This window comes from Streptomyces fagopyri (genome assembly GCF_009498275.1).
GTDB classification, from domain to species: Bacteria; Actinomycetota; Actinomycetes; order Streptomycetales; family Streptomycetaceae; genus Streptomyces; species Streptomyces fagopyri.
On sequence record NZ_CP045643.1, the window covers coordinates 8545100 to 8561589 of the forward strand.

The following is a 16490-nucleotide window of genomic DNA, read 5'->3' on the forward strand; positions in this document are numbered from 1 at the left end:
TGCGCGAGGTCCGCGCACCCACCCGTACCGACAGGATGCCGCTCTCAGACCCTGCGCCAGCGGGCCATGGCGAAGGAGAACAGACCGAAGAGGACGAGTCCGGCCGCGACGCACACCAGCAGCCACGGTCCCGCCGGGGTGCCGGCGAACGACCGGATCGTGTTGTCCATCCCCTTGGCCTGGTCCGGTTCGAACTCGACCGCCGCGCGGATGGCGAAGGACCCCGCCACGGCGAACACCAGCCCGCGCGCCGCGCCACCGCCCACTCCGGTGACGTCCACCAAGCGTCGGGTCCGCGTCGACATCTCGCCGAGCTTCAGCTTCTTGTGGTACTTGCGCAGGACGGCCCGGGTGCCGACCCACACGCCCGCCACGACGATCCCGGCCCCGGCCGCGCCCACGATCCACTGCCCGGCGGGCAGCCCCAGGACCTTCGCCGTCACGTCCTGCGACTGACGGTCGCTGGATCCGCTCCCGCTGCCGCGCGCGCCCGCCGCGAACGACAGCACGGAATAGGCGACGAAGGAGTAGAAGACGCACCGGCCGGCCGACAGCAGCCGCTTCTTGGCCTCACCGCCGTCAGGCCCCGCGGAACCGAAGACCACCTCGGACAGGCGCCACAGCGCCATGCCCACCAGCCCGAGGCCCAGCGCCCACAGCACCACGGCACCGAAGGGCTTCTGCGCGATCTCCGCGAGCGCGCCGCCGCGGTCCGCCTGCTTTCCGCTGTCCCCGAAGGCGATCTGCAATGCCAGTACGCCGACCAGCAGATAGATCACGCCCCGCGCGGTCAGACCGGCCCTCGCCGCGTACTCCGTCACCGGGCCCCGCGCCGCGCGCCGGGCCTGGATCCGTCCGGTCCGTGTCGTCGTACTCGCGTTCATGTAGACCTCCCGGTGTCCGGTTGCCCCCGCTCCGGGATGCCACACGCACGCGCGCGGCGCGACCGGGCCGGGCAGCCGGTGCCGAGGCGCCCGGCGCAGGCGCGTCGGGACCGGCCCGCGCTGGTGCGCCCGAGTCCGCAGGTCAGGGGTGGTCCGTCAGGGGTGGTCCGCCGGTTCGTGGATGCGCGCCGGTCCGCCGGTGTCAGCCGGGGAGCGTCAACGCTCGTCGGCGTGCACCGGGATTCGTCGATGTCCGCCGGTATGCGTCAGTGCTCGTCCTCGGACGCCTCGAGCAGGGCCATCAGGGCGCGGGCCGCCGGGCTCGTGGCATCCGGCGGCGGGAGCATGGCGACGGTCTCGTACGGCGCGTCACCCGCGTCCTTCAGCAGGAGCGACGTGAGTCCGGCGGCTTCACGCTTGAGACCGAAGTGCCGGGGCACGACGGCGATGCCGAGGCCCGCGCCGACGAGCTCCAGGAGACTGTGCACGTCACTGACCTCGAGTGTCACGGTCCGTCTGACGCCCGCCTCGGCGAAGGCCGCGTCGGTGATGCGGCGCGGCCCCCAGTCGGGGTGGAAGTCGACGAACGCCTCGCCGCCCAGGTCCTCAGGGGTGACCACGGCGGACGTCGCGAGGTGGTGCGCCGGATGGCAGAGCACCGTCATCGGCTCGCTCGTCAGCGGGACGGAGCGCAGCTGGTCGCTGTCCGGCTGCGTCTTCACCGCGAAGGCCAGGTCGAGCCGCCCCGCCGCGACCTCCTCGGCGAGCGCGCCGGAGCCCGCTTGCCGCAACCGGATCTCCACGTCGGGATGGCGCCGCCGGAACGCGATGAGGAGCTTCGCCACGTGCACTCCGGCGATGCACTGCTCGGTGCCGAGCGAGAGCGTGCCGCGCAGCAGACCCTGCACGGCCGCCACGGCGTCGTGGGCCGCGCGGACCTGGGCGAGCACCCGCTCCGCCTCGCCCAGCAGGGCGCGACCGGCCTCCGTGAGCGTGACCCGCCGGGTGGTGCGCACGAAGAGCGGGGCCTGGAGCTCCCGCTCCAGGGCACGGATCGAGGACGACAGACCCGACTGCGACACCATCAGACGCTCGGCCGCCCGGGTGAAATGCTGGTCCTCCGCGACGGCGACGAAGTGCTGGAGATGGCGCAGTTCCATGGGGCACAAGCGTACCGGCCGATTGAGAGTCCCCTTCGCTGAATCCGATCCGATTCTCCCGTTGGACCTCTGTACCGTGCGCACGCGAGAGTGGACACCTGTTTTCCCGGCCTTCCAGGAGCACGCGTTGTACACCGCACACACCGACCGTTACGCGGACATGCCCTACCGGCGCACCGGACGCAGCGGCCTGAAACTTCCCGCGCTGTCCCTCGGCCTGTGGCACAACTTCGGCCCCGACCGGCCGGCGGAGACCCAACGCGCGATCCTGCGTCGCGCGTTCGACCTCGGGGTCACCCACTTCGACCTGGCCAACAACTACGGTCCGCCGCCCGGCGCGGCCGAGTCCGCGCTCGGTGACGCCCTGAAGGCCGACTTCGCGTCCTACCGCGACGAACTGGTCATCTCGACCAAGGCCGGATACCTGATGTGGCCGGGCCCGTACGGCGAATGGGGCTCGCGCAAGTACCTGCTGTCCTCGCTCGACCAGAGCCTGGCCCGGATGGGCCTCGACTACGTGGACATCTTCTACTCGCACCGCCCCGACCCCGAGACCCCCTTCGAGGAGACGATGGGAGCCCTGCACTCGGCGGTCCAGCAGGGCAAGGCCCTCTACGTCGGTGTGTCCAACTACTCGCCGGAGGAGACCCGGGAGGCCGCCCGCATCCTCGGTGAGCTGGGCACCCCGCTCCTCATCCACCAGCCGCGCTACTCGATGCTCGACCGCCGGCCCGAGGACGGGCTCCTGGACACGCTCGACGAGCTGCGGGTCGGCTCCATCGCCTACTCCCCGCTGGAGCAGGGCCTGCTCACCAGCCGCTACCTCGACGGCATCCCGGAGGGGTCGCGCGCCGCGAGCGACAGCCCCTTCCTGAGCGCCGACACGGTCACCGAGGACCTCGTGGAGCAGCTGCGCGCCCTCGCCGGGATCGCCGAGGCCCGCGGCCAGTCCCTGGCGCAGATGGCCCTGGCCTGGGTCCTGCGCGGCGGCCGGGTGACCTCCGCGCTCATCGGCGCGAGCAGCACCCAGCAGCTGGAGGACAGCGTGACGGCCACCCGCGCGCTGGACTTCGACGAGGAGGAGCTGGCCCGGATCGACGCGATCATCAAGCGGTGACGCACGGCGGCCGGGCCCTCGGGCCCGGTTCACCTCGCGCCGCTCACCATGGGTGACCAGGGTGACGACCTTCCCGGACTCCCCGGGCCCGCTGATCGGGCCGGGAGACGCTCGCTGAGGCCCCGGTGGCGGTCGGCCGCCACCGGGGCGACGGCGCGGGGCGGCACGCGGGCTTCCGCGTCGTCCTCGTCATCGGCCTTGTCGCGACGGGCCGGGCGGGCCGGAAGCCGCCGCCGCACGCCCCGGCGCCGCTGCTGCTTTTGGGGGCCGCCGCCGACGCGGCGGCCCCCGTGCTGTGCCGGCTGCTCGACCAGCCGCAGCGCGCGGTCACGGCCTCCGCTTCCGGTGGCTGTCCCGTTCCGTTCCGGTGGGTGTCCCGTTCCGGAGTCCGCGGAAAGCGGCGGAACCCGTCGCGGGCCCGCGCGCCGCGCAGCGGGACACGGACCCGCGCGGGCCGAAAGAGGAGCGGTCGGACTACGCCGGCACGCGGTCGAGGAATCCGTGCACGGTGCGGATCCGGCCGTCGTCGTCCAGGGTGATCACGTCGAATCCGGCGACGGGCGCCGAGCCGTCCGCGTCGTCGACCAGTTCCCAGCCGAATCGCGCGATGTCGTGGTGCCCGTCGACCCTCCCCGCGAGCCGGAAGGAGAACCCCGGGAACCGCTCGTGCGCCGCCGAGATCACGGCGGCGATCCCCGCGTGTCCGCGCACGTCGGCCAGCGGGTCGGTGTAGCCGCCGTCGGCGCTCCAGGCGGCGGCGACCGCCTTGGCGAGCGCGTCGGGTTCACCCGCGTTCCAGGCCTCCAGGTACCGGGCGACGGCGGACTCGTAACGGTCGGTGTTCTCGGACATGGCTGATCAGCCTCCGGCGAAAGGGATACGGACTGGTCGGGAGCCGGATACGGAGGTGCGGTGGCGCGCCGTCATCCGGTACCGCAACGATGCCCGGCGGCTCCCGACGGCGTCGATTACCCCACGGGTAAGGGCGGCGGGTCGCCTTTCGGCCAAGGGGGTAGGTGAATATGCCAAGAGACTGGCTGGAATGGCATGGTGACAGAGTGTCAGGAGTGGCGATACTCGATAAGGAGGGCGATTCAGCCACGCCCGAGCGCAGCACCACTGTGTACCACGGATGCCCGGTACGACCGTCGACCGCGGACGAGCCGCGCGCAGTGAACGAGCCGCAGGGAAAGTGAGGCCGGCCCGGCAGCGAGCGTCGCCATGGGGGAGTGATCGTGCACGACGAATTCCTGTGCCACGTCACCGCGTACGGAGTGTGCGGGGGCAGACGCGTCGGCGTCCCCCTGGGAACGTACCGGGCGCCCACCCTGGCGCTGGCCCTGTGGTGGATGCGGGACCGCGCTTCGTGGATGGCCGAACGGCTCGACCCGCAGCCCGACGACCCCACTTTCCCGCCGAACTCGATCGCCCCGGTGTCGGACACCGTCCCGGACGTGCCCAGCATGCTGCGCGCCTGGTGCGGGGACAGTGGTCAGCAGGAGCTGGTCGCCGAGGAGCTGGCCGCCGGGAAGCTCGTCCGCATCGCCACGAGCGACGACACCACCGAGTACGAACTGCTCGCCGAATCCGTGGACGCGCTGCGCATGCAGCGGACCGCCGCCGTACTCGGCACCTCGGCCGCCTGACCACCCGGCGGCCGGCCTCCGCGCCGCCGGTCCACGGCGCACCGGAACCGGCACCCGTACCCGCACCCGCGTCGACGCCGTCCGCCGGACCGACCGCTCTCCGTGACGATCGGACCCGTCACGGACCGCTCCGGAGCGGCATTCGCGCGGCGGATCCGACACGTCCCCCGGCCGCCCGCGTCCAGCGCGCCGGATCGCCCCTGTGCCGATCACCGGTGTTCCGAAGAGTCCCTTCCTGTCCGGACAGGAAGGGACTCAGCCCGTCCGTACGGCAAGGGACTCAGTCCGTCCGTCGGCCCCACAGCCTGAGCCCGTCCGTACGGCAGGGGGGGCGCAGCCTGTCCGTACGGCAGGGGGCGCAGCCTGTGCGTCCGCCACGGCAGGGGGCCCAGCCCGTCCGCCGCCGTCTCAGCCCGTCCGTACGACGAGTGCGTAGTCCCCGAGCCCGGTCAGCAGCTCGCCGGGAAACCCGCCGGACGTCGTGCGGATCTCCTCGATCCGGCCGGTGGCGGGGTCGAAGGCGATGTCCCGCACGGTCCCGCGTTCGTCGCCGCTCTCGGTCAGGACCCGCGCGCCCAGGGCTTCGTGATGCGGCGGACCCGTGGGCGGCAGGGCGTCCAGGACGGTGTCCGAACGGACCAGCAGGGCGTCGGGGCCGACCGCGTGCAGCACGTCCCAGGCGAGTGAGGTCTCCTTGCGGCCGCGCGCCCGCGCGATCCGCAGCCGGCTGACCACCCCGGCCTCGGCGTCGATCGTGAGCGACTTGACCACACCGATCCGGGCCGCCTCCCCGAGGGTGACGACCGGCAGACCGTTGAGCTCGGAGAACAGCGTCACGGAGTCTCTCCCGTCGCGTGGAACGCGTCGATCTGGGCGGCGAAACCCGCCAGGTCGTCGGCGACGAACCGGGTCGCGTCCGCGGGAATGACGAGCGCCTGCCCGGACACGGCGAGGGTCTCGCCCCGGGGGACGAACACCTTGCGGCGACGGCGTCGCGAACCGGACTTCGGTGTCTCGTGGGCGGCGATCCGGAACCCCACCACACGCCCGCTGACGCCCGCCTCCACGACGAGGTCGAGTACGGTGCCGACCTCCGTGCCCGCGTCCGTGAGCACCTTGGCGCCCACCACCCGTCCGTGCGCGGCCTCGCCCCGCGCGACCACCGCGGCCGGTTCGGCGAGGACCTCGCGGCCGCGGATCATGACGGCGTCGTGGCCGACCGAGTGCACCGCGCTCCAGGGCAGGCTCTGCTTCAGCGGTCCCGCGAGCAGGCCCCGGCCGCTCAGCGTGAATCCGGTGACGCGTCCCGCCGGTCCGTCGAAAACGGTGTCCTTGATCTGCGCGACCACGTCACCCCCCAGGGTGACCACCGGTCGTCCTGCCAGGCTGCGCGCGGCCGTCAGCTCGCTCATCGCACGTCCCGCTTCCCGAACCGCCGTCCGCGCTGCACGGCGATGACGGTCCCCGACCGCCTGCTCGTCTGCACCCAGACCACCGCCGCGCCCAGCAGCGCCAGGGCCGCGACCACGACGACCGGCCACATCCACCAGACCATCGCCCACCTCCGGACTTCCAGGCCCGGCCGCGGTCGACCGGATTCGCGTGGTCCGGGTTCCCCGGGACGACCGGACAATGCCCTGCCCGGGGAACCCCGCCGGACGGCGCGCCCGCCGCCCGCCGCCCGCCGCGGGGGAGCCCCGCTCAGCCGGTGCGCGTCCCGCCGCCTTCGCGGCGCTGTCTGCCGGACCAGTCGAGGCAGATGATCAGCGCGTCGTCCAGCGGCTCGGTCACGCGGTAGCCGGCCAGCTCGTCGAGGACGGCACGGGGCACGTCGGCGGCGGGCAGCAGGGCCGTGGCGGCCACCGCCCGGGCCAGCGCCCGTTCGCCGAAGACCTCCCCCAGCGGGGACAGGGCGTCGTAGACACCGTCACTGACCACCAGGAGGCGGTCGCCGGGCAGGACGGCGAACTCCTGCGGCAGGTAGTCGGACTCCTCGAACATGCCGAGCGGCAGCTGCGCCTCCAGTTCGATCCGTTCCACGGTCGTGCCCCGCCTGCGCCACAGCCGGGGCGAGCCCGCGTCCACGGCGAGCACCCTGCCGGTGGCGAGGTCGAACGACAGGAGCAGCGCCGAGACGTGCTGGTCGCCGTGGTGCTGCGCGTAGATCGCCTGGTCGGCGAGTCTGGCCTGGTCGGCGACCGGAAGGTCGGCGCGGCGGGCGTTGCGCAGGGCACCGACGGCCAGCTGTGTCAGCAGGGAGGCGTTGATACCGTCCCCCATGCCGTTGAGGATCGACAGGGAGAGCCCGTCCGCGTCCGAGGACCAGTCGAAGTTGTCCCCGCGCACCGCGTACGCGGGCTCCAGCTGCGCGCCGATGGAGAACTCCTCGCGGGCGCAGGCGCGGCCGGGGAGGAGCTCCCACTGCATCTCGGCGGCCAGGGTCAGCCGGCCGACCCGCCGTGCCTGCCGGTAGACGTCGGTGTCACGCTCGGCGACGACGATCTCGTGGCCCAGCAGCTCGGCCACCTGGGCGAGCTCCTCGGTCACATCGGCGCCCACGGAGTCCGGCAGCCGCACCGTGAGGACGCCGAGGCGCTCACCGCGCGCCGTGACGGGCAGATGGAGCCGTACGTGCTCCCCGTGCCGGGGGTGTTCCTCGTGCGGCGCCTGACTGCCGAACGCCCGGCCCTCGGCGCTGTTGTGCAGCGAGACGGAACGAGAGGGATCGCCGGGTGCCTCGACCGGCTGGAGCACGGTCAGTCCGTAGTCCGCCATGAGCAGATCGGCGCCGGTCGCTCCCCAGACGTCCGTCAGGAGAGTGCGCAGGGTGTCGAGCAGCGCGTGCGGAGGGGTCGCGCGCAGGGCTCGGTCGACGTCGTTCACAGAGGTCACGGTCGTGGTGGCTTTCTCGTGCGGTTCGCGTGTGGTTCTCGTGCGGGTGGTGTGGTCGGTCCGGGGGGCCTGGTGACGGGACGGACCGGACGGGCCGTCGTGGCTGGCGAAGCCCATCAGGAGATGACAAGGTGGTTCGGTGCCGCGCTCGATCCGTCCACCCGTGTCCCGAGACGATGCCGCGCAAACGCTCGACGCCGTCGCGGAACTTCTCGAACTTCTGTGGGGCCGAGGGCAGGAGGCCGCGCCGTCCGGCCCGGTGCCGCCCTCACAACTACGGGCCCTGATCGTGATCGAGCAGGGCGGTTCGATGAATCTTCGCTCGCTCGGTGAGGCCCTGGCCTCGCGTCCCTCCTCGGTCAGCCGGCTGTGCGACCGGATGGAGGCCGTCGGCCTCGTCCGCAGAGTGCCGAGCACGACGAGCCGGCGCGAGGTCGAGGTCGTGCTGAGCCCGCTCGGCGAGCAGGTGCTGCGCGAACTCCGTGACCACCGCGCGCGGGAGGTGCGGGCCGTCCTGGAGCAGATGCCGTCGGCGGACGTCGCCCGGCTCACCGAGGGGCTCGAAGCGTTCCGGGCGACCGCGCTGGACCACCTCGGCGAACGGGGCGGCGGCTCCGGCAGGGAACCGGGGCGCGCGACCGGCACCGGTTAGGTGCCCTTGCGTACCGGTCAGCTCCATTGAGGTCCCTCCACCGCGACAAACCGCCCCCAGGGACACCTGACTCGGAGTCACAGGGGAACCAGATTGTTGCCTGACAGCAATTGTTGTCAAATGACAACGATCGGATACGGTGGGACCTGGCGCGGCTCCCTGATGGTGCCGCGGTGTGCCACCCCGTGCGTGTATCCCTCTATACCCGCACATTCCGACGACATCCCGAAGGATCGCTGTGCATTCAGGCCGGAGTCCAGGTCAGGCGGCCCTTTCGCTGTCCACGCGCGAAGCCGGTCCGGCGACCGTGATCGCGGTCGGCGGTGAAGCCGATCTCGACAACGTGGGCAGCCTCGGCGCCGCCCTCGACGCGGCGGCACGGAGTCCCAGGGGGCCGGTGGTCCTGGACCTGGCCGAGCTGACCTTCGCGGACTCGACCACGATCAACGTCGTCCTGCGCGCCTACGGTGTCCTCGGCCCCCGGCTCAGACTCGCCGCGCTCACCCCGTTCCTGGAACGGGTGCTGGGGGTGACCGGAGTCTCCGAGGTCGTACCGGTCTTCCGCACGGTGGCCGAGGCGCTGGAGAACGATGCTCTCTGAGAGCGGGTCACGAGGACCGCTCGGGCGGCGGGGAAAGAGCGCGATGTCCGTGGGCGAACGACGGACCGAGCGAGCGCAGTGCGGCCAGCAGGCCGTTCAGGTCGTCGTCCGGCATCCGCAGCAGGGCGTCCCTGATCCAGTCGCCGCGCCGCTCGCGTACGCGGTCGAGCACGCGGCGGCCGTGCCGCGTCAGGCTCAGGCCGACGGTCCTGCGGTCCGCGGCGAGCGGTGCGCGGGCCAGCAGCCCCGCCGTCTCGAGGGTGTCGCACACGCGGCTCGCCCGGGAGCGGCTGATCCGTGCCCGGTCGGCGAGCGCGGCGAGGCTCAGACCGGGAGACGTACCGACCAGGGTCAGCGCGCGCAGCAGCGGCGGCGACAGCCGACTGTCGACGGCGACCGCCGTCCGTGCCGACACGGAGACCAGGATCTCGGCCACGGCCGTCAGCTGGTCGGCCGCGCGCAGCAGCACGTCGTCCCGTGCCCGGGACGGCGCGACGTCCGCCGCCGGCCCTCGTGGGAGCAGGCCGTCCGGCACCGGCGCGAAACGCTCCTCCGGTCCCCGGACGGGCCCCCCGTCGAGTTCCGCGACCGAGCTCCCCTGGCCGTCGGGTCCGCGACGCGGGCTCCCCTGCTCGTCCGGTCCGCTGCGGGTGCCCCCGTCCTCGTCCGTCTCCTCGCGGGAGCCTTCGTCGGGTTCCCCGCGCGGTGCGCCGTCCCGTCCTTCGGGGGTCTGTCCATCCATCCGTCCGCACCCTTTGCTCGTACCGGAGATTCGGTGACCCTTCAGGACCCCCGACTGGTGGCCCTGCCCCGGCGCGCGGGAATGACACCGGTACCGTGTGGGGATCGTGTGCCGAAGGGGACGGTGACGATCCGGTGCCGCACCCGCTCCGGGTCCGGAGCGGGGCGAGGGAACATCGGGGTGAGTGTGGAGGGCGTCACTGGGTATGCGGTCCTGTGCGGCAGCGTCGGGACGCGCGGTCCGCGGACGTATCGGCATCCGAGAGAGAACCACATGATCGAGCACTTGGACGGAGCAGTGATACCGCCTGGCTTCGACGTGCCCGTGGACCCGCTTCGGCGGGCGGCGCACTACACCGGCGAACCGGGGTGCATCGCCGACGCACGCGCCTTCGCGGAACTGTTCCTCGAACAGCTCAGGTCGGAGTGGTGCGCCGAGATCGACGCGCGCGCCGACGGCGACCTCCTGCTGGTCGTGAGCGAGCTGGTCACCAACGCGGACCGGCACAGCCACGGGCCCTACATCCTGGAGCTGGAGGGGACCGACGTCTCCGTGACCGTCACGGTCTACGACAGCAGCGCCACCCTGCCCCGGCGTTTTCCGCGTGATCCGCAACGCATCGGGCGGCACGGGCTGGAGATCGTCCACGCGCTGGCGACGGAGGTGACCGTCGGGCGCGTGCCGGTCGGCAAGTGCGTCAAAGCACAGCTCGACCTGCGCCGTTGACCCGGCCGCCCGCGCAGCGGGGACGGACCGGGTGCGACGGCACGGCGAAGGACGGCGGGGCCGTCGAGCCGACCGCCCAGGGCATGGGCCGGGGCGGAATACCAGTAGGCTCGCCACAGCCGATGGTCGGCGTCGGTCATACAAGGGGGACGAACGTGGCGGAGCGCCTGCCGCGGATCGGTGAACCTGCCGCGGTACCGCGTCAGGTGAGTTCCGACCCCCGCTGGGGCCTGGACGCCACCGCGGCGCTGCTGCTCGTCGAGGACGACGCCGGTGACGCCCTGCTGGTGCGCGAGGTACTGGCCGACAGCGGTCTCCCGATGGACGTCACCTGGTGCAAGTCCCTGGCCGAGGCGAGGGCTTTCCTGCAGGCGTCGAAGCACGCGGTGTGCGTGCTGCTCGACCTGCACCTGCCCGACACCCACGGGCTGAGCGCGGTGCGGCTGGTACGCGACGCCTCACCGGACGCGGCCGTGGTGGTGCTCACCGGACTCGCGGAGAACGAGGCGGGTCTCGCCGCGGTGGCGGAAGGGGCCCAGGACTTCCTCTCCAAGGACGGTCTGAACGCGGAGGAGCTGAGCCGGGCGGTCCGCTACGCCCTCCAGCGCAAGCAGGTGGAGCGGTCGAGCGCCGAACTCCAGGCGAGCAGACTGCTGGCCCAGGAGAACGCCCGGCTGGAGCGCGGCCTGCTGCCCACGCCCCTGCTGCGCGGCGACCGGTGCCAGGTCGCCTCCCGCTACAGCCCGGGACGCGACCACGCGCTGCTCGGCGGCGACTTCTTCGACGTCGTCGAGAGCGAGGACGGCACCATACACGCGGTGATCGGGGACGTCTCCGGTCACGGCGCCGCCGAGGCGGCCCTCGGTGTCTGCCTGCGGGTGGCCTGGCGGGCCGCCGTGCTCTCCGGATGTGTCGGCCCGCCGCAGGTCCGTCTCCTGGAGAAGATCCTCGAGGCCGAGCGCGCCGAGGACTACATCTTCGCCACCCTCACGATCCTCCGGCTGTCCAGGGACCACAGCCGGCTGACCGTGATCCGGGCCGGCCACCCGGGTCTGCTCGTCCGCACCTCCCAGGGCATCGAGCTGTTCGAACCCCCGGTGGGACCCGCGCTGGGGCTGGTCCCGGGCGGCGCGCACTGGCCGGAGACCGAGCTGCCCGCGCACGACATCAGCGCGGTGACGCTGTTCACCGACGGTCTCTTCGAGGGTGTCGTGGGCCCCGACCAGCGGCTGGGCGAGGAAGGACTGCTCGCGGTGGCGAGGAAACACATGGACCTGCACGGACGTCCGTTCGTCGACGCGGTGGTCGAGGACGTGTCGGCGCGGAGCACGTTCCACGGAGGCCTCGCCGACGACGTGGCGGTCCTGCACCTGGCGACGGACGGCAGGTCGTGACCCGTACCCACGAGGCCCACGAGGCCCACGAGGCCCACGGGACCCTGGAGGCCGCGGAGGCCCGCGAGACCGCGGACAAGGCCGTGACACGCCGGTCCAGCGGAGTCGCCCGGCTGACCGTGCAGGGCTGGATCCATGTCGTACTGGCCGTCAACGTACTGCTGGTGATCGTCTTCGCGGTCTCCGGCGGAGTCCTCCAGGCTCGCGCCGACGACCGCACCGACCTGCTCACCGACGGCATCCAGCCCGCCCGCTCCGCCGCCTTCCAGCTGGAGACCTCGCTGGTGGACCAGGAGACGGGCGTACGGGGCTACGTGCTGAGCACGGACACCAGTTTCCTGGAGCCGTACGAGTCAGGGGTGCGGGACGAGGCGGCACTGCGCGCCCGGCTGAGCACACTGCTCACCGGCCAGCCCCGGATCGCCGCCGACCTGCGCGCGGTCCAGCTCGCCGGCGACGCCTGGCGCCGCGACTACGCCAGGCCCCTGATCGAGTCCGTCCGTACGGGAGGTCGCGCCGCACCCGGACTGGAGGCGAGCAAGGCCCAGTTCGACGAGACCCGGAACCTCCTGTCCACCATGGAGACGCACCTCGGGCAGGTGCGCGACCGGACCCGCGCGTCCGCGGAGCACGCCCGGGACTCACGCAACCTCTTCTTCGCCGGCACACTCGCCGCCTTCCTCGCGAGCGGACTGGCCCTGACCCTTCTCCTGCACCGCATCGTCGGACGGCCGCTGCGGACCCTGGAGGCGGCCTCGGTCGACGTCAGCGGCGGAGCGTTCGAGCGCATGATCCGGCTCGACGGACCACGGGACCTGGAGGCGGTGGCACGGGCCGTCGAGGAGATGCGCCGCCGCATCGTCGAGGAACTCTCCGCCTCCATGGCGCGGGAGACGCTCCTGGAGCAGCGGACGGCGGAACTCGACGCCCAGGCGCTGGAACTGAAACGCTCCAACGCGGAACTGGAGCAGTTCGCCTACGTCGCCTCCCACGACCTCCAGGAACCCCTGCGCAAGGTCGCGTCCTTCTGCCAGCTCCTGGAGAAACGCTACGGCGACCGACTGGACGACCGGGCCAAGCAGTACATCGACTTCGCCGTCGACGGGGCCAAGCGCATGCAGACCCTCATCAACGACCTGCTGACCTTCTCCCGGGTCGGCCGTGTGGGTGAGAAGCTGGTGCCGGTCGCGCTCGACGACGTCCTCGACCGGGCGCTGGGCAACCTCAGCGTGGCGCTGGACGAGACCGGCGCCCGCGTGGTGCGCGAGGGGTCGCTGCCCACCGTGACGGGCGACGCGACCACCCTGACGATGCTCTGGCAGAACCTCATCGGCAACGCCGTGAAGTTCCGCGATCCCGGGCGGCGACCCGAGATCGTCGTCCGCTGCGAGGCGGCCGAGGGGGAGTGGCGGCTGGGAGTGCGCGACAACGGGATAGGCATCGAGTCCGAGTTCCGGGAGAAGGTCTTCGTCATCTTCCAGCGGCTGCACGGCCGTGACGAGTACGACGGTACGGGGATCGGGCTTGCCGTCTGCCGGAAGATCGTCGAGCATCACGGTGGCATCATCACTCTGGAAGGCGCCGCGGGCGAGGGCACGGATGTGTCCTTCACCCTGCCCATGGCACGGGACGAACCCGATCCCCGGGTCGACGAAACAGCGCGCCCACCCGAAGGAGCACGTACGTGAGCACCCCCGTCGAACCCATCCAGGTCCTGCTCGTCGAGGACGACCCCGGTGACGAGCTCATGACCCGTGAGGCGTTCGAGGACAACAAGATCCGCAACGCCCTGCACGTCGTACGCGACGGCGAGGAGGCCCTCGACTTCCTGTACCGCGTCAACCAGTACGTGGACGCGCCGCGGCCCGACCTGATCCTGCTCGACCTCAACCTGCCCAAGTACGACGGACGTCAGGTGCTGGAGCGCATCAAGTCGGACGAGGAACTGGCGCACATCCCCGTCGTCGTCCTCACCACCTCCTCCGCCGAGGAGGACATCCTGCGCAGCTACCGGCTGCACGCCAACGCCTACGTCACCAAGCCGGTCGACCTCGACCAGTTCATCGCCGCAGTCCGGCAGATCGACGATTTCTTCGTGTCCGTGGTGAAGCTGCCGAAGAGCTCCTGACCACCGCCCGACCCGCCCGTCCATGAAAGGGCGAAGTCGGGGAACAGGGGACAGGGGCGGCACCGACCTTGCCGGCCAGCAGATCAGTCGCCGAGACGCGAGGGTGGGCTTCCCATGAGAAGGCGCAGGACAGCGCGACGTACGGGCGCGGGGACGGCCCGGCTGCCCAACCTGGAGTCCGTGCTGCGGGCCGGCCCCTCCGGGTGGCGGCGGACCGTGGCGGGCGGTCTCCTGTGGGGCGGCGCGGCCGCGGCCCTCGGCGCGTCCGGGGACCGGACCGCGCGCCGGGCGGCCCTGCGGGGCATCGGCACCGTCGCGATCGCCTCGGTCGTGACCCGCGCCGTCGCCCGCCCCGCGGTACGCCGGGCGCAGCCGCTGGACGCGGCCGGCCGGATAGCCTCCGCCGCTGCCTTCGCAGCGGCCGTGCTCCTCGAAGCACCCCGGTACGGCCTCTTCGTGGTGCCCGGCGCGGCCGCGCTGACGGCGGCCCGGCTGCGCTCCGAGGTCCGGCGTCCGGGCGACGTGGCCGTGGGCATGGCGATAGGAGCGGGCGCGGCCGCGCTGACCGCCCGCTGGTGGCCGGTCAAACCGGAGGCCGCCGCCGCCGCGGCGCCACCGCGCCGCCCGGCGCCCGCACTGCCCGGCGGCGCCGGGCTGCACATCGTGGTCAACTCGTCCTCGGGCCTCTCGTGGAGCGCCGACAGCCCCGACGCGAGCGACCATCTGCGCACGGCGCTGCCCAAGGCCGACATCACGGTCGCGCAGCAGGGGCAGGACCTCGCGGAGCTCCTGGAGGCCGCGGCCCGGCGCGCGAAGGAGCAGGGCGGCGCCCTCGGCGCCTGCGGGGGCGACGGGACGATCAACGCCGCGACCGAGATCGCCGCCCGGCTCGGCGTGCCGCTCGCGGTGTTCCCCGGCGGCACCTTCAACCACTTCGCCGTGGACCTGGGCAACCAGTCGCTCGACGACGTCGTGGGCGCCGTACAGGCCGGTGAGGCGGTGGTCGCGGACCTCGGACGGGCCCGCGTGCCGGGCGGACCGGAGCAGGTGTTCCTCAACACCTTCAGCCTCGGTGTCTACTCCGAACTGGTCGGCGCCCGCGAGAAACTGGAGGAACGGATCGGGAAGTGGCCGGCGCTCGTGGTCGGCCTGGCCGGTGTCCTCGCCCAGGGCAGTCCGGTGAACGTCTCCGTCAACGGCCGCCCCAAGCGCCTGTGGCTGCTCTTCGCGGGCAACGGCATCTACCACCCCGCCGGCTTCGCGCCCACCTACCGGACCCAGCTGGACGACGGCCTGCTCGACGTCCGCGCCGTAGACGCCGGCACCCCGCTGGCCAGGACCCGCCTGCTGCTGGCGGTGCTGACCGGCACCCTGCACAACAGCCGGGTGCTCACCACCGCACAGGTGCGCAGCCTGCGTCTCGAAGTCCTGCACGGCGACCCGCAGTTCTCGTACGACGGCGAGGTCACCCGGGTCGCGGCGGGCCGACTGGTGCTGGACAAGCTGACCCGGGCCGTGACCGTGTACCGGCCCGCGGAGAAGGACCAGTGGCTGCGCTGAGGAACGCCCGGGGTACTCGGCCGCCCGGGTGAGGTACGGGACCGGGAGGATTCGACGCCCTCAGGGTGGAGAGCGTCGATCCCCTGTCGCGGCAGGCCACCTGCTGCCGGGCGCCCGGCGACCGCGTACTCGCCGGCCGTCCGCCAGATCGGCCGGCGGAGGCGCCCGGTCAGTGTCCGACGTCCGACGCCCGCCGTGTCAGCAGGAGTTCGTGCAGGTAGCGCTTGGTGACCGAGCCCGCGTGGCGCGTCTCGATCAGGTCCTCCACACACCGCAGCAGCCCACGGCGCGCGGGCGCGTCCAGGGCGCGGTGCCCGGAGTAGGTCAGCAGTACATCGAGGTACTCCCGCGTCGAGTAGGTGATCTCCCGCGCGAACCGGTACGAGGTGACCCGGCCCCACCGCTCCAGCTCGCCGGTGTCCGTGGCGACGTCCGCCTCGTGCGACGCCCGCAGTCCGGGCGGGGTCGCCGGGTCCCAGCGCTCGTAGCACGCCTGCACCCGGGCGAAGAACTCGGTGCTGCCACCCGCGACATGGTGCGTGGTGACCACCGCGAGGACACCGTCGGGGCCGAGCGCCTCCGCCGCCTTCACCACCCGCACCGCGGGGTCGAGCCAGTGGAACGCGGTGGCACACACCACCAGGTCGAAGGGCTCGCGCGGCAGCGGCCACCGCTCGAACTCCGCCACCTCCACCCGCGCACGGGGGAAGCCGCGGAGGTTGTGCCGGGCCACCGCCGCCAGCGCGGGACCCAGTTCCACCGCCGTCACGTCGCATCCCAGCCGCGCCAGCGGAACGGTGAGCTGCCCCGTTCCCGGACCGATCTCCAGGACACGGACACCGGGCCCGAGGCCCGCCCGCCCGGCCAGCTCGTCCACCAGCGCCGCCGGATAGCGGGGACGGGCACGGTCGTACAGCTCCGCGGCCTCGTCGAACGTGTCCCGCAGCACCGTCGCACACCTCCACCGGTCCGGCGTCCGGCCCCCAGC

The 16490-nt window shown here is 72.6% G+C and carries 18 protein-coding genes; 9 read left to right on the forward strand and 9 right to left on the reverse strand.

The window, feature by feature from the left end:
* Window positions 1–44 precede the first annotated feature (44 nt).
* Both GFH48_RS36940 and GFH48_RS36945 read right to left on the reverse strand, forming a co-directional pair.
* Entirely contained in the window at window positions 45–884 is an 840-nt protein-coding gene (locus GFH48_RS36940) for a DUF1206 domain-containing protein (RefSeq protein ID WP_153292407.1), read from the reverse strand.
* 266 nt (window positions 885–1150) lie between these two features.
* On the reverse strand, window positions 1151–2044 hold the full coding sequence (locus GFH48_RS36945) for a LysR family transcriptional regulator (RefSeq protein WP_153292408.1): 894 nt from the start codon (window positions 2042–2044) through the stop codon (window positions 1151–1153).
* 127 nt (window positions 2045–2171) lie between these two features.
* On the opposite strand from GFH48_RS36945, the gene mgrA reads away from it, so the two are divergent.
* Window positions 2172–3161 carry an L-glyceraldehyde 3-phosphate reductase gene (gene mgrA / locus GFH48_RS36950; RefSeq protein ID WP_153292409.1) on the forward strand — a complete coding sequence of 330 codons (990 nt, stop codon included), beginning with the start codon at window positions 2172–2174 and terminating at the stop codon, window positions 3159–3161.
* A 474-nt stretch (window positions 3162–3635) separates the two neighbouring features.
* Here mgrA and GFH48_RS36955 read toward each other — a convergent pair whose 3' ends face one another.
* Window positions 3636–4013 (reverse strand): nuclear transport factor 2 family protein, encoded by a 378-nt coding sequence (locus tag GFH48_RS36955; protein WP_153292410.1) that lies wholly within the window; start codon window positions 4011–4013, stop codon window positions 3636–3638.
* Between the two features lie 383 nt (window positions 4014–4396).
* Between GFH48_RS36955 and GFH48_RS36960 the strand changes: the two genes are divergently transcribed.
* Window positions 4397–4807 (forward strand): hypothetical protein, encoded by a 411-nt coding sequence (locus tag GFH48_RS36960; protein ID WP_153292411.1) that lies wholly within the window; start codon window positions 4397–4399, stop codon window positions 4805–4807.
* Between the two features lie 408 nt (window positions 4808–5215).
* Here GFH48_RS36960 and GFH48_RS36965 read toward each other — a convergent pair whose 3' ends face one another.
* The 4 genes from GFH48_RS36965 to GFH48_RS36975 form a co-directional block, all read right to left on the reverse strand.
* Complete coding sequence (locus tag GFH48_RS36965; protein ID WP_153292412.1) at window positions 5216–5644, reverse strand: PRC-barrel domain-containing protein; 429 nt, start codon at window positions 5642–5644, stop codon at window positions 5216–5218.
* Window positions 5641–6219 carry a PRC-barrel domain-containing protein gene (locus GFH48_RS36970; protein WP_153292413.1) on the reverse strand — a complete coding sequence of 193 codons (579 nt, stop codon included), beginning with the start codon at window positions 6217–6219 and terminating at the stop codon, window positions 5641–5643. Before GFH48_RS36970 ends, GFH48_RS36965 begins: the two co-directional genes overlap by 4 nt.
* Entirely contained in the window at window positions 6216–6362 is a 147-nt protein-coding gene (locus GFH48_RS38770) for a hypothetical protein (RefSeq protein WP_194280784.1), read from the reverse strand. The genes GFH48_RS36970 and GFH48_RS38770 overlap by 4 nt, the downstream gene beginning before the upstream one ends.
* 146 nt (window positions 6363–6508) lie before the next feature.
* Complete coding sequence (locus tag GFH48_RS36975) at window positions 6509–7699, reverse strand: PP2C family protein-serine/threonine phosphatase (protein WP_407698685.1); 1191 nt, start codon at window positions 7697–7699, stop codon at window positions 6509–6511.
* Window positions 7700–7838: 139 nt separating this feature from the next.
* On the opposite strand from GFH48_RS36975, the gene GFH48_RS36980 reads away from it, so the two are divergent.
* Both GFH48_RS36980 and GFH48_RS36985 read left to right on the forward strand, forming a co-directional pair.
* Complete coding sequence (locus GFH48_RS36980) at window positions 7839–8351, forward strand: MarR family winged helix-turn-helix transcriptional regulator (protein ID WP_153292415.1); 513 nt, start codon at window positions 7839–7841, stop codon at window positions 8349–8351.
* A 238-nt stretch (window positions 8352–8589) separates the two neighbouring features.
* Entirely contained in the window at window positions 8590–8952 is a 363-nt protein-coding gene (locus GFH48_RS36985) for an STAS domain-containing protein (RefSeq protein WP_228121166.1), read from the forward strand.
* A gap of 7 nt (window positions 8953–8959) precedes the next feature.
* Here GFH48_RS36985 and GFH48_RS36990 read toward each other — a convergent pair whose 3' ends face one another.
* The gene (locus GFH48_RS36990; RefSeq protein WP_194280785.1) at window positions 8960–9694 is read right to left on the reverse strand and encodes a MarR family winged helix-turn-helix transcriptional regulator; all 735 of its coding nucleotides are present in this window, start codon (window positions 9692–9694) and stop codon (window positions 8960–8962) included.
* Window positions 9695–9967: 273 nt separating this feature from the next.
* Here GFH48_RS36990 and GFH48_RS36995 point away from each other — a divergent pair, with 273 nt between their 5' ends.
* From GFH48_RS36995 to GFH48_RS37015, 5 genes are all read left to right on the forward strand, one after another.
* Window positions 9968–10420 (forward strand): ATP-binding protein, encoded by a 453-nt coding sequence (locus GFH48_RS36995; protein ID WP_153292417.1) that lies wholly within the window; start codon window positions 9968–9970, stop codon window positions 10418–10420.
* Between the two features lie 122 nt (window positions 10421–10542).
* The gene (locus GFH48_RS37000; RefSeq protein WP_407698732.1) at window positions 10543–11814 is read left to right on the forward strand and encodes a PP2C family protein-serine/threonine phosphatase; all 1272 of its coding nucleotides are present in this window, start codon (window positions 10543–10545) and stop codon (window positions 11812–11814) included.
* Window positions 11811–13502: a sensor histidine kinase gene (locus GFH48_RS37005; RefSeq protein WP_153292418.1), complete on the forward strand. Its 1692-nt coding sequence runs from the start codon at window positions 11811–11813 to the stop codon at window positions 13500–13502. Before GFH48_RS37000 ends, GFH48_RS37005 begins: the two co-directional genes overlap by 4 nt.
* On the forward strand, window positions 13499–13942 hold the full coding sequence (locus GFH48_RS37010) for a response regulator (protein WP_153292419.1): 444 nt from the start codon (window positions 13499–13501) through the stop codon (window positions 13940–13942). The genes GFH48_RS37005 and GFH48_RS37010 overlap by 4 nt, the downstream gene beginning before the upstream one ends.
* Window positions 13943–14056: 114 nt before the next feature.
* Window positions 14057–15502, forward strand: coding sequence for a diacylglycerol/lipid kinase family protein (locus GFH48_RS37015; protein WP_153292420.1), 1446 nt, complete (start codon window positions 14057–14059; stop codon window positions 15500–15502).
* Between the two features lie 169 nt (window positions 15503–15671).
* On the opposite strand, the gene GFH48_RS37020 is transcribed toward GFH48_RS37015, so the two are convergent.
* Window positions 15672–16451, reverse strand: a complete 780-nt coding sequence (locus GFH48_RS37020; RefSeq protein ID WP_153292421.1) for a class I SAM-dependent methyltransferase — start codon at window positions 16449–16451, stop codon at window positions 15672–15674.
* Window positions 16452–16490: the final 39 nt, after the last annotated feature.

What these genes read in the sequence shown, in the direction of transcription:
- GFH48_RS36945 (WP_153292408.1), bottom strand. Translation starts at nt 2,044, where the DNA reads ATGGAACTGCGCCATCTCCAGCACTTCGTCGCCGTCGCGGAGGACCAG.
- GFH48_RS37015 (WP_153292420.1), top strand. Translation starts at nt 14,057, where the DNA reads ATGAGAAGGCGCAGGACAGCGCGACGTACGGGCGCGGGGACGGCCCGG.
- GFH48_RS36995 (WP_153292417.1), top strand. Translation starts at nt 9,968, where the DNA reads ATGATCGAGCACTTGGACGGAGCAGTGATACCGCCTGGCTTCGACGTG.
- GFH48_RS36970 (WP_153292413.1), bottom strand. Translation starts at nt 6,219, where the DNA reads ATGAGCGAGCTGACGGCCGCGCGCAGCCTGGCAGGACGACCGGTGGTC.
- GFH48_RS36940 (WP_153292407.1), bottom strand. Translation starts at nt 884, where the DNA reads ATGAACGCGAGTACGACGACACGGACCGGACGGATCCAGGCCCGGCGC.
- GFH48_RS36990 (WP_194280785.1), bottom strand. Translation starts at nt 9,694, where the DNA reads ATGGATGGACAGACCCCCGAAGGACGGGACGGCGCACCGCGCGGGGAA.
- GFH48_RS38770 (WP_194280784.1), bottom strand. Translation starts at nt 6,362, where the DNA reads ATGGTCTGGTGGATGTGGCCGGTCGTCGTGGTCGCGGCCCTGGCGCTG.
- GFH48_RS36955 (WP_153292410.1), bottom strand. Translation starts at nt 4,013, where the DNA reads ATGTCCGAGAACACCGACCGTTACGAGTCCGCCGTCGCCCGGTACCTG.
- GFH48_RS37000 (WP_407698732.1), top strand. Translation starts at nt 10,543, where the DNA reads ATGGTCGGCGTCGGTCATACAAGGGGGACGAACGTGGCGGAGCGCCTG.